The organism is Mesorhizobium sp. M6A.T.Cr.TU.014.01.1.1, from assembly GCF_004022765.1.
Taxonomy (GTDB): Bacteria; Pseudomonadota; Alphaproteobacteria; order Rhizobiales; family Rhizobiaceae; genus Mesorhizobium; species Mesorhizobium mediterraneum.
Window position 1 is genome coordinate 357,346 of sequence record NZ_RZPG01000001.1, and the last position, 15,151, is coordinate 372,496.

General features: G+C 61.5%; 9 protein-coding genes. 5 read left to right on the plus strand and 4 right to left on the minus strand.

Features of this window, described 5'->3' with window-relative positions; genetic code table 11:
- Positions 1-25 precede the first annotated feature (25 nt).
- Both EN885_RS01680 and EN885_RS01685 read right to left on the minus strand, forming a co-directional pair.
- Complete coding sequence (locus EN885_RS01680) at positions 26-685, minus strand: hypothetical protein (RefSeq protein ID WP_128242410.1); 660 nt, start codon at positions 683-685, stop codon at positions 26-28.
- A gap of 16 nt (positions 686-701) precedes the next feature.
- Positions 702-1,451 (minus strand): type III secretion protein, encoded by a 750-nt coding sequence (locus EN885_RS01685; RefSeq protein WP_245492971.1) that lies wholly within the window; start codon positions 1,449-1,451, stop codon positions 702-704.
- A 113-nt stretch (positions 1,452-1,564) separates the two neighbouring features.
- On the opposite strand from EN885_RS01685, the gene EN885_RS01690 reads away from it, so the two are divergent.
- Both EN885_RS01690 and EN885_RS01695 read left to right on the plus strand, forming a co-directional pair.
- Positions 1,565-2,281 (plus strand): L,D-transpeptidase, encoded by a 717-nt coding sequence (locus EN885_RS01690; RefSeq protein ID WP_245492972.1) that lies wholly within the window; start codon positions 1,565-1,567, stop codon positions 2,279-2,281.
- A gap of 51 nt (positions 2,282-2,332) precedes the next feature.
- Positions 2,333-3,304 (plus strand): LysR family transcriptional regulator, encoded by a 972-nt coding sequence (locus EN885_RS01695; RefSeq protein ID WP_128242412.1) that lies wholly within the window; start codon positions 2,333-2,335, stop codon positions 3,302-3,304.
- On the opposite strand, the gene EN885_RS01700 is transcribed toward EN885_RS01695, so the two are convergent.
- Together EN885_RS01700 and EN885_RS01705 are read right to left on the minus strand one after the other, a co-directional pair.
- Positions 3,289-12,228 (minus strand): DUF4781 domain-containing protein, encoded by an 8,940-nt coding sequence (locus EN885_RS01700; protein WP_128335153.1) that lies wholly within the window; start codon positions 12,226-12,228, stop codon positions 3,289-3,291. The two genes, EN885_RS01695 and EN885_RS01700, sit on opposite strands and share 16 nt — an antisense overlap.
- Positions 12,229-12,312: 84 nt before the next feature.
- The gene (locus EN885_RS01705; RefSeq protein WP_245492973.1) at positions 12,313-13,155 is read right to left on the minus strand and encodes a MurR/RpiR family transcriptional regulator; all 843 of its coding nucleotides are present in this window, start codon (positions 13,153-13,155) and stop codon (positions 12,313-12,315) included.
- Positions 13,156-13,383: 228 nt separating this feature from the next.
- Between EN885_RS01705 and EN885_RS33455 the strand changes: the two genes are divergently transcribed.
- From EN885_RS33455 to EN885_RS01715, 3 genes are all read left to right on the plus strand, one after another.
- The gene (locus EN885_RS33455; RefSeq protein WP_164897755.1) at positions 13,384-13,560 is read left to right on the plus strand and encodes a hypothetical protein; all 177 of its coding nucleotides are present in this window, start codon (positions 13,384-13,386) and stop codon (positions 13,558-13,560) included.
- Positions 13,561-13,674: 114 nt separating this feature from the next.
- Positions 13,675-14,679: an EscD/YscD/HrpQ family type III secretion system periplasmic domain-containing protein gene (locus tag EN885_RS01710; protein ID WP_128242415.1), complete on the plus strand. Its 1,005-nt coding sequence runs from the start codon at positions 13,675-13,677 to the stop codon at positions 14,677-14,679.
- On the plus strand, positions 14,676-15,116 hold the full coding sequence (locus EN885_RS01715) for a hypothetical protein (protein ID WP_245492974.1): 441 nt from the start codon (positions 14,676-14,678) through the stop codon (positions 15,114-15,116). Before EN885_RS01710 ends, EN885_RS01715 begins: the two co-directional genes overlap by 4 nt.
- Positions 15,117-15,151 lie beyond the last annotated feature (35 nt).

Below are 15,151 nucleotides of genomic sequence, written 5' to 3' on the forward strand. Positions count from 1 at the left end.
GCTTGGGTTCTGCAAAATCCCCCCGCTATTGCTGTTTGACGAGGGTGTTGAGGGACGCAGTCGCGGAAGTCACGCTGTTGCTGGCCAGCGACGCACCGAACACCGCCCATGAAACCGAGATGTAGTTCTGCAGCATTTTTTCAACGATTTGATCGCTGTTGGCTGCTCCGCCATCGTTGGGTTTGTGCGGAGCTTCCGTGCGGGCAGATGCTTCTTCGGGGCCGGCCGCCGGCCCCGCTTCGGAGGCTGGAGATGCCGGCCGGCCGGCGGCATCGAAAGCCTTTTGGAACTGCTCCATCGTTGCGCCGAGCGAATCGAACCCCTTCCTGGCCAGCGCCGAGGGATCGACATTTCCCGTCGCCAACCCCGAACTTTCCAGTTCGGTGAGATAACGGAAGAGTTGTTGTTCGACGAGCGGGCTCGCCGGCTCGGTTTTCACGGACTGCGCGGTTTTGACCGAGGCACTGTTTGATGGCGATGGTGCGACTTGCGCACCGGCAGGCAATGCATCCGCACTGCGATCCGGCGCCTTGAGCTTCGACGCCGCCTGTTTTTCCTGCATGGCGCCCACCATGCGATTGCCCGGTTGCGCGGTGACGGCGACAGCGGCCTGCTGTTGCGAGGCCACGCTGGTGGCCATGTTGGCGAGTACAACCTCAAGGGCGCCGACGGGTGCGATCTGCATGAGCTTGCCTTTCTCTTCAATTATCCGGCTTTTTGGCCGGAAAGTTTTGCGCTTCCGCCTGCCTGCCGCGAAAGACACGGACCGGAATGACACCAGTGTTTTGAGCTGCGCGCGACGCGGAAACCCCGAGAGTCTTTCTGACCAACGAAACGTAGGATGGCGGGCCCGACACGGAGATCACACCGTCCTTTTCGGATACCTTGATCGGAAAACGCGCTTCGCTGATGCCCAGTGCGTCCAACCGTTCGGTCGCTCCGGCCGCCGCCTTGGCGTCCAGCTTGATTATCTCGGTCTGCATTTCGGCTTCCGCCACGACGTTGATCGCCGAACCGTCGAAGTGCCAGACCAACCCGTAGCGCTTGCAAACCGAGTCTAGGAACTTCCGTGCGGAGCCCGCCGGCATGCCAGCGCTGAGACGCCCCTTGACCGAACGACTGACATGCACCGGGGTGCCAATGTTACGCCCGAATTCCACCAGTGCGTCGGCGACCGCCTGGTTGATGGTGATGTATTTGTAGGTGCCGTCCGGCCAGTGCGGTTCGGCAGCGTCCGCACACGCGATGCCCAATATCTGACCCATCACGAGTACTGCCGCGGCCAGCCCCTGCACCTTCACCGCCCTGTGGCGACAATCTGGCCTGCAGGTCTCGCGTTCCGTCACCATCAGTGCCCTAACAAAGTGCAACATCGCTAAAGCTTTCGCGCGGCGTTGCTGGTTTGCCCGCTCATTCACTGTAGTGCGCCAATATTGAAAAAGAAAGTCCATTTGGAATGTCAGGAGACTATCGGTTCCAAACGTTGCGCTCGTATTCCAAACGGGTATGGTGTGCCGCGCCATGTCTCGAGAGCATGTCAGCTGGGCAAAGCAGGAGAATCCACGTGTCGGGCGCCATTCTTGTCGAACCGCTGACAACCAGCTCTATTGCCGCGACACGCTCCACCGCCGACGGTTGCGCGTTGCTGGGCCGGCTAGGCCTGTTTGTAGGCCTTGCCTTGCTTTTCTCCGGGATTGCGCCTCAAGGCGCGCAAGCACAAAGCGGATACGATCCCAGGACGTGGAGCTACGATGAGACGCAAAACGTCCTGATTTCGCCGTCGTACTCCGAGCCGGACTCCGGCTACGTTGACGACCGTAACCGGATGCCGATCCCGCGCGAGATCGTCGCGTCCAGCGAAGCCCAGCCGAAGGGTTCGATCGTCATCAACACCTCCGAACGCCGCCTCTATTACCTCATGGGGAATGGGAAAGCGTTGCGATATGCGGTTGGCGTTGGCAAGGACGGATTGAGCTGGTCGGGCCGCGACAGGATATCGAGCAAACGTCAATGGCCCGATTGGAGGCCGGCGGCTGAAATGGTGGCAAGGGAAGCTGCCAAAGGGCGCGAACTGCCATCGTATGTCGAGGGCGGCCCAAACAACCCGCTCGGCGCCCGCGCGCTCTATATCGGCAGCACCCTTTATCGTATCCATGGGACCAACCAGCCGTGGACTGTGGGCCAAGCCAATTCTTCCGGTTGCATCCGCATGACGAATGAGGATGTGATCGATCTCTTCGAACGCGTCGATGTCGGAGCCCAGGTGATCGTCCGGCATTGACAATCCATTTCGCGCGCCTACCGCTGCAGGCCATCAGACAGATTGTTGCCGATGATCCCGTTCAACATCAAACAGCTAGAAACGTTTCTTTGGGTAGCGACGCTCGGCAGCTTTCGAAAAGCCGCTGAAAGGCTGAACACGACTCAGCCCGCAATCTCCAGCCGCATCGCTGGCCTGGAGGAGGCACTCGGCGTCAAGCTGTTCGAGCGCCATAGCAGCTCCGTCCGGTTGACCGCGAAAGGGCACCAGTTGCTGCCGGCGGCAAAACGCGTTCTTCGCATGGCCGACAAGCTGCAGATGGCTGCGCATCCGGATGCCGGAGCAGGCGGCGTGCTGCGGCTTGGTGTTTCGGAGACGATCGTCCAGACTTGGCTCCCCGATTTCCTACGAGAGTTTCAGGTCGACTTTCCGTTGATCGAGACGGATCTTCTCGTCGATGCGACGACGAACTTGCGCAACGAACTCATCTCGCAGCGAATCGATCTTGCAGTGTTGATGGGCCCGGTTCTGGAATTTCGTATCGAAAACGTCGGAATGCCACCGGTTCCGCTGGTCTGGGTCTGCGCCCCGCAGCTCAAATTGGCGAACACGAATAAACTTACCCTTTGCCAACTGACGCAGTTCCCGATCATCAGCTATGGCCGAACCACACGGCCTTACAGTGAAATCTACCGCAAGCTCAGCAGCGAATTCGACGAACCTCCGCGGGTGTTCCCGGCAAACTCGCTTGCCGCCTCCATCAAGATGACACTGGACGGGATCGGTATCGCGTCGCTTCCGCGCGACCTGGTCGGCGACCATGTCGCCCAAGGCAAATTGCTTATTGTCGACTGCGACTGGCACCCCTCGGACCTGCTGTTCACCGCATCCTATGCGATGGAACCCACAAACCCGGTGGCTGAACATGCTGCCGAGCTCGCCTTGCGTACCGCAAAGGCTTACGCAGTCCGGAAAGACAACGCAGTCGTAAAATCGCCAGCCGACGGCTTCGCCAAATTGTTGCGGGACTACGCCGGCAGATAGATCCGGTCTCCCTCGAAGATCGCCTCGGGGCGAAGAATGTGGTCCATGTTCAAGGCCACAGTCTTTGCCACGTCCGCTGATCTGCTCCTGGCGATCAGCCCAATGCTCTGGCCAAGCCGGGCATCGACCCAACGATAGCCTTGCGCCTCGAGCGCGGGATTCGTTCTGCCGCGTGCATTGCGCGACCCTTCCGGATGTGGCTCGACATACTCGGCCGCGACCCATCCGTTGTGGAGCTTTTCGTCGGCGCCGTATCCCTCAATCGGAAGCCAGGCACCGTCGTTTGCATTCGACGGTCCACCCGTCTGCTGAGCGAGCGTTCCGGGTTCAAAGACGCTTATCACGTCCGCCTGTTGTCCGGGCTCTGCCCTGACGTTCAAGCCGTCATCGGCGAGCACGACGAGTTGCGGAAACGGCTCGGCAGGGTTCTCAGGTTCCGGTTTTGCCTTCCCTGGAACCTCATCGACTGGCGGCGCGACGTCGTCGGCCGGATCGATGTCTTCATCGGGATCGCTCGCCGGCGCGGCGTTGTTCCATGGCTCGGAGCGAAGCGCCGACCATGAGAACAGGAACATGCCGATGCCGAATGTGACGCCGAGCGTGACACGATCCGCCATCGCCCAGCGGGCATCGGATTTCGCAGCGGCAGCGACTTGCTGATCGGTGATCGGCACCGGTTTGCGATTGCGGAGATCGGTTCTTACCGCCGAAGCCCAGAATTCCGCGCATCCGAACGTAAACATGGTGCCGGCCGCGATATCGACCGGATCGCCGGTCTTGATCGACTGCCACATATAGGCCGCCGACCCCGCGATATAGGCTGGTCCGGCGATGTGCTCGGCAGCGTTGCGGAGCACTGGACGTTGCGTGACGACCTGCAGGGAGGTCTTCGTGCCATAGATGAAGTTGCCCACCGAATACGTGCCATTCACGCCGAGATTGGTGCCTTCCACCGAAGGCAGCAACGCGCCCGGCGCTGCCGCGGAGAAAGTCAGTCCTCCAATCGCGTTGAGCGTGCGCCCGAAACGCGTGTTCATTCCGGTCGCATTCGGGAAGAACGATTGCAATGTGAACACCGTACCGCGCACGGAGAAAGCGACGCCGCCGATGGTCAAGGCCCAACCACGCGGCAGCGTGGTCCACATTGCGGTTGACACTCCCGCCATAACGCCGAACGTAAGCAGCACCTGCTTGAGTTCCTGCTTGCGCGCGGTCTTTACCAATTGCTTGAGTTCGGCCGTCTGCTCGGCTGTCAGCTGTTTTTTGTGCGTGGCCCGGAATGTGGTCAGTTGAAGGAGCGACAGGGCCCCCAACTGTTCGCTGTTCATTCCCAGCACCTGATCGGGCGAAAATTTGCGTAACTGGCCAGGACTCATCGATCGAAGCTGGTCGGGCGTCAGCGCCGCGATCTGCCTGGATGTCAGTCGCCCAACCTGCTGAACCGTCAGAGCACCGAGCTGGCTGCCGGTCAGCGCCGCGATCTGCTGCGGTGTCAGGCTCGCGATTGTGCCCGGCGACAATGCCGCGATTGTCTCCGGCTTGAAAGCGGCGAGATGGTCAGCGCCGACCTTGCCCAGCCGACCAGGCTTGATAGCGCCAAGTTGCGCCTTCGTAAGCGAATTGAACTGTTCGGCGGTGAGTATGGACAACTGTTCCGTGCTCAAGCTACCGATCAGCTCCGGCTTGAACAAGGCGAGTTGTTCCCCGGACAACGCCGCCAGTTGTTTGGTTGTGAGCGCCGTGAACTGTTCCGGTGAAATCGCCTCCAAATGCTCTTTCTTCAGCGAACCGACCTGTTCAGGCTTGAGCCCCGCGATTTGTGCCGGTCTCAGGGCCTTGAACTGTTCCGTAGTGAACGCGTTAAACTGTTCGGACGACAGCTCGGCGAGTTGCGCCGGGGTCAGCTTCTTGGTCTGGGCGACCGTCAAAGCGGCGAGCTGTTCGGGTGAAAGCGCAGCAACCTGCTTGGAGCTGAACTGCGTAATGCGCCCCGCCGGAATGGCATTCAGCAAGTCCGGTTTGATCGCCCGCAATTGTCCGGGGGTCAATGCGCGCAATTGCTTCGGCTTCATCGCCGCCAGCTGCTGCGCCGAAAGCCAGCCGATCTGCTCGGGCGTCAACCCGCCGACCTGCTCAACACTGAGCCGGCCGAAGAGGGCTGGCGCCATTCCCTGCAGTTGAGCCTCCGCCAGCGTCGCCATGTCCTCGCCGGACATCTGCTTCAGAGCCTTGGCGTCGGGCGCCGGCTTTGGGCTTGCTGCCGGATCGGGCAAACTGCCTGGCACGTGCTCTTCCGAAGCGCCCCGCATCCACGGCAAAACAAAGGCCTCGCCGGTCTCGGAATCGCGCACCAGTTGGTGCGACTTGTGCATCAGCGTCGGTTCATCGCCGCGCGCAGGCGCTCCCTCTGCCGGCGGCACATAGACGCTGTCTGCATTGCGCGGTACCGGCCCAAGCCGGGTCGCCGTTATCCACTCGCCGTACTCGTCCCTGATGCGGATCGGTCCGCTGCCACGGTGGCCCACTTGCAGGGAAAGGAAGGTCACTACGCCATCAGCCGCGTCCGACCGCAGGAATTTGCCGTCGGCAATGACATCGCCGAAATCCTTTCGAAATTGCGCGATCGCCCTCGCCTGGTCAGGTCGCGCCTGCTTTTCCAGCTCGCCCAGGAATTTGTCGAGTGAGGCCTTGCCGCCCTTCGGCACAACCGTCGCCGCCCCCGCGGGGGTATCGCCAAGGGCATGCGCAAGCCAGGCGGGAACAGTGATCTCCACCGGCTTGCCGTCCACTCCGTCGAACGTCAGGACGGCATTCTTGCCCTTCGCGATGGAGGAAGGCGCCTTTGCCGCGCTGGACTTGAACTGCACCCGCACCTCGGCGCTGTAGGCAAAGGGGCCGGACGGGAGGGGAGGCGTGGAAAGCGAGGCCGTATAGCGCGTGGCCGGCGTGCCGTAGGAACCGTAGAGGCCCTGGTAGATGTTGCCGTCCATGGGCATGGATCTGGATTGTGGCGGCCGGTTGGGCTGCATCCCCTCCGGAAGCCAAGACTGAACCTGGCCCTTTACCTTGTAGCTGGCTGACGTGGTCATCTTGTCGGGATTGAAGCCGAGCACGCCCGGCAGCCTGTTGTTGTCGTTGAAGATCACGTCGATCAGCATCGCATCGGGATTGCCCATGCGAACCGTCTCGCCCGTCAAAAGATTGATATCCTTGGACGGTGTCTTGCCGGGCACCGCCGAGAGGCGAAAACCGCTTGCTATCGGATTCTCGACAAACGAAACAGTTTTCGCGGGATCGATCTCGCCAGCCGCGACAAGAGCGCGTATCGCGTCGACATCGCCCGTTTTCAACGCGGCGACAAGGTCGGACGCTTTGGCCGGATCCTTGACCGTGAACCGCACATGCAGAGTGGTCGAACCCAAAGCGGCTTCGATCTGATCGAATGCCTGCTTTGACACGACATCGCCGGCCTTGAGTGTGTCTTTCACCGGTGATTCCGGGCGCTTCTCAAAACCTGCCCTCGGCAGCTGATCGACCGTATCGACATGATTGGCAAGTATGGGCAGGCGCAGGCCCGCCTTGAATTCGGTCATTACCCGGTCGAACGGTAGCGCGCCTTGCAGGCGCACATGACCGCCGTTGCTTTCAGCGGGGACGCCGAAGAAATCATGCTCGCCGGGAGCAAGCGACACCTCTTCGCCTTTCAGCGAAGGGGTATAGCCCAGCTCGATCACGGTGGCGGCGCCATCCTCGTCTGGCGTCTTTCCGGCCACGCGGACATCGCGCACTCGCGCGTTGTAACCAGCCTTGTCGGTGAACAGCGCTTCCTGGGCTACCTTCGCCAGATCATTGGCGCGGACCGGGAATGCCGTTTGATTGGAGACCGGCCAGACACCGGCCTGCAGGCCGGTGATGTTGAGGTATTCCCTCGCCCGGAACGACACAACGCCCTGTGTGCTGAGCGCGTCTTTCAGCGGCGCCATGCTTTTCTGGCTAAAGCTGTCGAGGATCGTCCATCCGATGACGCCAAAATCGGTTTTTGTGCCGATGCCGAACCCGACCGCCGAGATGGTTGGCGAACCGATGCCCACGAACTCGCCGGTATTCAGCCGTACCCGGAAGGTGACGCCGACCCGGAAGTCGGGCAATACGTCCTTCAGCGACTTCGCCGGCAGTTGCAAACCGTCCGGACCATAGCGCTCGGCCATTTCACGCGCGGAATAATACCCGGATTCCCGCTGGTATCTGGCCAACAACTGTTCAGGCGTCAGGCCGTCGAGATAGGCCGAACGTGTCCTGGGATCCTTGCCGCTTGTGTAGGTGTACTCTCCTGGATTGCGCTCCGGCGTGCCGGAGAACGTTTTTGTCGCCGGATCCCAGACCAGGCGGCCAAGGCCGCCATTGCCGCCCGAGGCGGTTGGCACAACAATGGGTGGTTGGCCGCCTTGCCGTCCGACAGGCACGTTGGGACCCGCCACATTGACCACGATCGGCGCTGCCGGCGGATTTGCTCCCTTTGGACCGCCGGCCAAGGGTGGCGATGGCGGTTGATTTGGCACATGCGGGATTGCCGGCGCCGCGTTCGGCGGCACTGCCGCATTGGGGCTGGCGGGGGATTGGCCGCCGGAACCCGGCCGCAGGTGGCGCAGGCCCCGGATGCCGAGCCCGGTGCCGGCGATGCCGGTTCCAAGACCGGTGATCGCGTTGGCCAGTTCAAGGCCCGTCATCTGGTCACCGTTGGCCGCCAAGTCGTACCCCGATGCAACCAGCAACGGCGCGCCGACGATCATGGCGCCGACATCCATGCCCCAGGCTGCCTTGTTGAGGGCGGCGGTGGATTGCATGTAGGTTTGGGTTTGCTGCGCAAGTGGAGAACCCGCCTTTGTCGCGCCGATGCTGCCGCGGAAGGCTTGCGTCCACGTCATTGAGGTCGTTCTTGCCATACCAAATGTGCGGAAAGCGCTGGACGCCGTCGGCAGGACGGTCGTGACGACGCTCGCCACGTTCATCATGGACTCAGTGTCGCTCCATTCGCCGCCGTGATTGAGGTGGTTGACCTGCCGTATCACCGCCCGCGTTCCCAGGTAGGCGGCGCCGCCGTAGGCCAGGGGTGCCGCCACCGGCGCAAGCGGCGTGAACGAGGCGATGGTGGCCAAGCCGGTGCCGATGCCGATCACCGGGTCCACGACCCGGTCCATGACCGACACGTTGCGCGCCTTGACGACCTCGAGCGCCACGTTGCCGTCATCGCCCGCCTTCATCTCCAGGCCCTTCGGCGCGACCAGCTTGCCGTGCTCGCTGAACTGTATGTTGTTGTCCTGGAAATCTCCGAGATTGTCGAACGCCCTGCCGGTGCGGTCGACGTAGCGAACGCCGTCGCCATTCTTGACGGCGAACAGGGTCACCTCTTCCGTCGACGCGCCATCGCTCACGTAGAACAGGCGCACCTTGCGCACTTGTGCATTGTCGCCGCCGATCTCGCGGATCTCATCGGTGACATCGGCCAGGATGTCGCGGTCCTGTTCCGTCGAGGTGTCGAGATGAAGCGCGGTAGTGACGTCCCGGTCGAGCGCATCGCCGTCCAGCGGGCGGAACTGGTTGTCGAAGCCGTTCTCTAGCAGGCTCTGGAACTGGGGTTGAAAGAGGCCATCCAGCGTTTCCTGCTGGTGCCTATCGAGATAGGCCTTGTCCGAATAATTGTTGCGATCGTGGAGCAGGCCCGGCTCGCGGGTACGCACATCGTGCCAGGTGGCGAATCCGTCGACCTGCCGGCGCAGCTCCTCGGTATTGTCGAACTGGTCCTGGGTGTCGTCGAGCTTGATCCTGGCGACCGCCAGCCTGGGATCGACCCAACGCCCTTGGCTGGAATCGTCTGGATCGAGATCGATCCAGACCGGCTTACCGGCTTGCGTCAGCGCATCGATGCCGTTCTTCTTGACCTGGGCGGCAACATCCGGCGCCACCTTGATCGTTTGTCCGCCAACGGGGATCGCGACCGGCTCGACGCCGTCGGGCAACGTCCCTTTCGGAGGGGTCACGCTTCCCGGCCCGAAATCGGCGAGTGCCTTGTCATAGTCGGCTTGAAGCGTTTTGAGCTGCGCCGTCAGGTCCTCCAGGCCGTTGCCGAGTTGATCGGAAAAAACCGTGTTGAGGTCTTTGCCGGCCTGGGCCTCGGCCATCCTCGCGCCCTGAAGCCCATCCGAGCCGCAGCCAAGAAGCTCCTGCCACTGCCGGTTGAGCGGTCTGTCGCGGTATTCCTCAGTCGTGTTCTTGTCGCTGAGGTTGACGGTGAGTTTCTGTTCGGTGGTGCCTTCCTCGAAATGATTGATAACCGAAATCTGGCCGTCTTCGTGGTATTTTATCTCCTGCTCTACGAACTTGCCGAGATAGTCGCCGCCATAGGTGCTGTGTTTCTTGTCCGGTTCGAACAGATGCTGATTTTTCTTGTTGTATTCAACGAGCAGCTGGTTCTCGAGGGTTGTTGCCTGCGCGTTTACACCGGCGGCATTCGCATGCGCGCTATAGAACGTCTGATAGGCTTCGGCGAGCTCAACCTGGCTGCCAGCCGCCTCCTGCATGCCCTTGAGTTTCTTGAATTCTTCGGAATCCGGCGAGACCCCGAGAAACTCTGCCTGGCCGACCATATAGTCGACCGTGAGTTTGTCGCCCTTGCTCATATGCAGACCGATATCGGCGAAGAGCGATTTTACGCCGGCATGGTCGGCAAGCCCCTGGGCATATTCGGCATGGCGATCGACACGCGGACCGCCGGCTGGATAGGCGGCAGGCGCGTTGGGATCGCTCAGAGGCTTCAGCTGCGCATTCTTGGCGATCGCATCCGCGAGGCCGCCTTCGGCGCTCTCATATTCGATCCGCGCGTTCGTCGCATTCTCCAGAAGTGTGTTCGCTTTGGTGAGCCGGGCATTGGCCTCGGCCAGAGTGCCTTTCGGTTTTTCCGGGGCCCAGATGAGATCGTGGGGAGCAAGTGCCTTGTTGATGAGGGTCAGGGCTCCCGCAACCGCGTCCTTATAGGCCGGGTCGAGCAGATAGACGTCGATCTGCGTCTGCTTCTGGGTGGACCGCGCTTGCGCCTCGGTGACCCGTGACAACGCCGTGTTTTCGGCGATGATCGCCTTGCCGACTTCCGGGTCGACCCAGCGATAGACGCCATCAACCTTTATCGGAATCCATTTGCCGCCTGACGGTGCGTTGCCCGGCGGCGGAGCGCCAAACGGGTCGATGACCTTGTTGCTTTCATCGCGCGTCGGCGATGCCTCAATGCCCAGCCCGTATTTGTCGATGAGCTGCTGCTTGTCGACACCCTTCTGCTTGGCGGCCGCCAAAAGGCCTGGCAATGCGTCTCCGGCGAACACACCCTCCACAAATGTCTTGACGATCTGGCCTTCCCTGGCGCGCGCCGGATCGCTGCTATTGGGGTTGACCGACATCAGCGTCTCGGCCAGCGCCGCGTTGCGACTACCGGCCTCGATCTTCAGGTCCGTACCCAACTTGTCGTCGTGCAGCGTCATGCTACCGTCGGGATGCGTCGTCAGCGTATAGCCATTAAACGTGACCTTGACGGTCTCGCGGGTGCCGTCGTTGAGCTTTTCCGCCGTCGTGGTGGTTGTGCGGCCCTCCTTGTCGACGACGATCTTGACCTCGGTATTCGCCTTCGGATCGACGATGTTCGTCGTGCTCTCACCGGTCTTGATGTTCTTGACGCTATGGCGGGTACCGCCAAAGCCGTCCACGGAGTGACTGGTTTCCTTGCCGTCGACAACAGTCACGACGGTCCGTACATCATGCTGATATTCGTTTCGGTACGTGACCTTGTCGCCCGTGTGCGGATCGACGGTCTCGACGGTCTGGATGTCTCCGTTGTCGCTTTTCGGGTCGGTCGACTTGACCTGCAGGCCGCTCGCCTCCAACTCGGCGACCACCTGCTCCCGGGTCAGCCCTTGTTCCGTAGCGATCTGTTCGAGGCTCTTGCCTGCGGCAAGCCCATCCTTGATTGCCTTCGTGCTGTCTCCGCCGGGGTCTTGCTTGGCGGCCAGCGTCGTTTTGCGACCATCGGGAGAGGTCACCACGGTCACCGGCAATGCAGGACCGCCCCCCGGCGCCGTCGTCTCGACCGTCGCGCCATTCGGCCGGGAAGTCCGTGTCGTCACCGTGCCGCTGCCGAGATCGTCCTCGTATCGCGTGGTGATGGCGCCGGTGTCGGGGTTGTAGCTGTTTGTTTGCTTGCGGCCAAGTCCGTCGCGAAGCGGCGTGGTCGTCTCCGCGCCACCCGGGCCGGTCACCTGCGCATGATAGTTGTCATGCTGAAGATCGTAGTATTCGGTGACGGTTTTGCCGCTGCCGTCGGTTATCCGCGTGGTCCGCACATCGCCATTGTCGCTGGTCGGGTCGGTTGTCGCTACCGTCATGCCGCCAGCTTTCAGCGCAGCGAGCACGTCCTCTCGCGTCATCCTCCGGTCGGCAGCGATGTTGTCGATGCTTTTGCCCTCCGTGATGTCCTTGACGATGCCGCTGGCCGTGGCTTGCGGGTTCTGACCGGGGGCCCCGTCCAGCGTCACCAGCCGCGTGCCGTTCGTGGCGCTAAAGGTGGTCGGCATCGTGAAAAGCGCCGGCGTCGTCTCACCATTGCCGGACGGACTGCCGGTGGTGCCGTTGACGCGGGGCGCGACGGGCGTCGTAGTCGGCGGGGTCTGCAGAGAACTCAGCTCGGATTTGACTTGCGAAAGCCTTTGACGGGCGTGCGCCGCCCAGTCTCGCTCGCCCATCTTGTTGGCAAGCCTGATCTGCTCCTGCAGCCTGGCCGCCTCATTTTGAAGCCTCGATGTCCGATCGGCATTCGTTTTCGACGTGACTTTCTGGGGTGGATTTGGCGGATTTGAAGGCTTCAGAGTAATCGGGCGGACCATCGAACAATCTCCGGAAACACTTCAAATCCTGTTCCAGCAGTCAGTTACCGTCACGCCCCCGCGCCCGACAAGTCCGTCGGACGGCTATCGAGACGGCTTCCAAAAAACATCAAGCGCCTCGAGTTCGCGCTCGACATCCTTCGCATTCTGATCGGTACTTGCGCCGGACTTGGCCGCGATCAGCGCGGCCAGTATTTCCGCCGCAGCCAGGGCCGGTGCCATGCTTCTGAAAAAGGATTGCGAACCGCTGGTCACCAGCACGCTTTCGTTGGCCATACGGGCCAGCGGCGAAACGCTGCTGTCGGTAATGGCGACGACCGCCACGCCCTGCCTGGTGGCTTGCCGCGCCGTCTCGATGGTCATCCGGCAATAGGGCGCCATGCTCACAGCAAGCACCGCGTCGGCCGGACCGGCTCCACGCAGGAGATCGATGCCAAGCCCTCCGGCCGCATCGAGCAGTACCGCCCGCTTTCCGAGTTGCGACATCGTGTAGGAAAAATGGTGCGCAACAGAATGCTCCGAACGGAAGCCCAGACTGAAAAGGCTACGGCAGCCGGCAAGAACCTCGGCTGCGGCCATCAGCTGCATGGCGGTGCCGTATTCGCCAAGGCTTGCGATTTGTGCTGCGAGCGTGTCGGCAACGACGCCGGCTATAGCATGGCCGCCATCGCCGTTCGCCCTGCGATCGAGGCCAATTGATCCGCCAGCGGAAAAGCCCGGCGCACGCATTGCCTTCGCGTAAAGGCTGCGCATATCTTCGTAACGGTCGAGGCCAAGCCACCGCGCCAGTCTCATCATCGTCGTGTGCGAAACGCCGGCCTGATGCGCCTGTTCGCGCATCGACATCAGCGCGACATCCTGCGGATGATCCAGCACAAACCGGGCAGCTATCTGCAGCTGCGGCGGCATTGCCTCAAATCGTTCCACCAACTGTTCCGTCAAAGGACCTTTTTCCATAACCCTTACCCCATTCACCCCTCATGGAGATTACTCTTGGATCGCAACAAACGCAACATATGGAACTTCCATCCCAATTGCATTCCAAATGGACTTCCATTTCGGTTCGCGCTGACATAGATTGTGGTGGTGAAGCACCTTGAGTGCCTCCGGCATTTTTTGGGTCTTCGAAGTTCAACCAGATGAAGGACGAGCGAGATGGGAGACGTACCAGGTATCAACAACAACACTCAGCTGACACCGGAGCAGCTGCTCGAGAAGCAAAAGGCTCACGATATCAGAATGCTTGGCCTGAAGTTCGAATCGGCAATGCAGGAATCCAAGCAGGCAGCGATGAACCGCATGGCGGAAGGAATCGCCCGAGCGAGTTCGTAATAGCGTTGTTCATGTGCGCCGCCTGGACCTGGGCGGCGCACATGCTTTGTCCGGCATTGAGAAACTTTTGCACACCAGCCCGGTGTCAAATGGGTGGATGGAAGGGCAATCGGCATGACCGCAAAATCGACTCTCGGACAGTGGAACGCCGCATTGCCGCAGCTTTTTGCCGGACGCTCTGACAGGCAGCCGGCAACGCGACCAGCCATCCTGGAGATCGTCGGCGGGCTGCATAGCGGTGCCAAGGTGGAATTGGAGGAAGCCCTTTACACGATCGGCTCCAGCGTCGGGTCCGGCATAGTTCTGAGAGATTCGGGGATCGCTGCCGAACATGCCCGCCTTCGCCGAAAGGCCGGCCTTGTCGAGGTCGAAGCTGTCGGAGGAGATGTCGTCCTGGCAAACGGCGATGTCGTGCCCATGGGACATGGCCGCCGCTGCAAATTGCCTTTCGAAGCATCGTTTGGGGAAGCCCGGCTGAAGCTCACCGGCCCCAACCAAGCCGAAGTACCGTCACGGTTATCGAGGCGGTCCTGGCTGGTCGCCGCGAGTTTGCTCGCGGTCGCATTCACCGGCGTCGTGGCGGCCAACAGTCTGTCCGTGGCCGGCTCCGAAATAGCCGGTTCGGATGCGGGATTGACGAAAGCGGCGTTCGTCGACGGCATACCACAACATGGGCTCACCGACGCCTCGCATGCCGATAACGGGCCGACGCCGCCGGCAACCGCCGACGCCGCCGGCAGGCAACTCGAACGTCAATTGGAACAGGCAGGGATCGATGGGCTCGCCATCGAACAGTCCGCCGGCCGCCTGACGGTTTCAGGCACCATTCCCGCGCCGCGGCTCCAGGCCTGGACCGACGTCCAGTCGTGGTTCGACCGGACCTATGGAGAGCATCTGCTGCTTGCCTCGGACGTCACCACCGGCAACGCCGACGCGCGCGCCCCGCGTCTGACCATGCAAGCGATCTGGTACGGCGAGCGGCCCTATATCATCACGACAGAAGGCGCGCGCTACCATGAAGGCGCCTTTACCGATGACGGCTGGACCATCGAAAGCATCGGCGAAAAACAACTTCTGCTGACCAAGGGTGGCGCCAAGGTCGCGCTGAAATACCAGTGAACCGTCGCCTGGAAGGGCCGCGCCTCGATTCGGCCAGACTGGATACATCTGGGCGCGGAGCGCAGCATGCCGAAAGCCTTCGCAGCCAGCCCATCAATCGGCGGCGGCTGAATGGCATCGGCAAAACCACCAGCCGGACCAATCAAGCGGGTGCAGCCAAACAGTCCGACCGACCGGAGGCAGCCGATTTTCAGACGTCTCAGGATGCTGCGGGCACATCTCTGGAAGACGCCCTCATCGATTTTGTCATGCCGCGCATTTCCGACCCGGTGATCCTGCGACGGTCGGTCTCGATCCTCCAAGATTGCATTACCCACCTAGTGCCCAATCTCGATGGAGGCGAACAGCTCAAGGATCTGGCGCGAACGCTGATGTGGGACGAAATCGGCCGCCATCGGGATCTGCTTGGCCAGTTGCAGGGAGGAGACGAGACCTGACCGACCCGCATGACACGGTCCAGCTCTTGCACGTC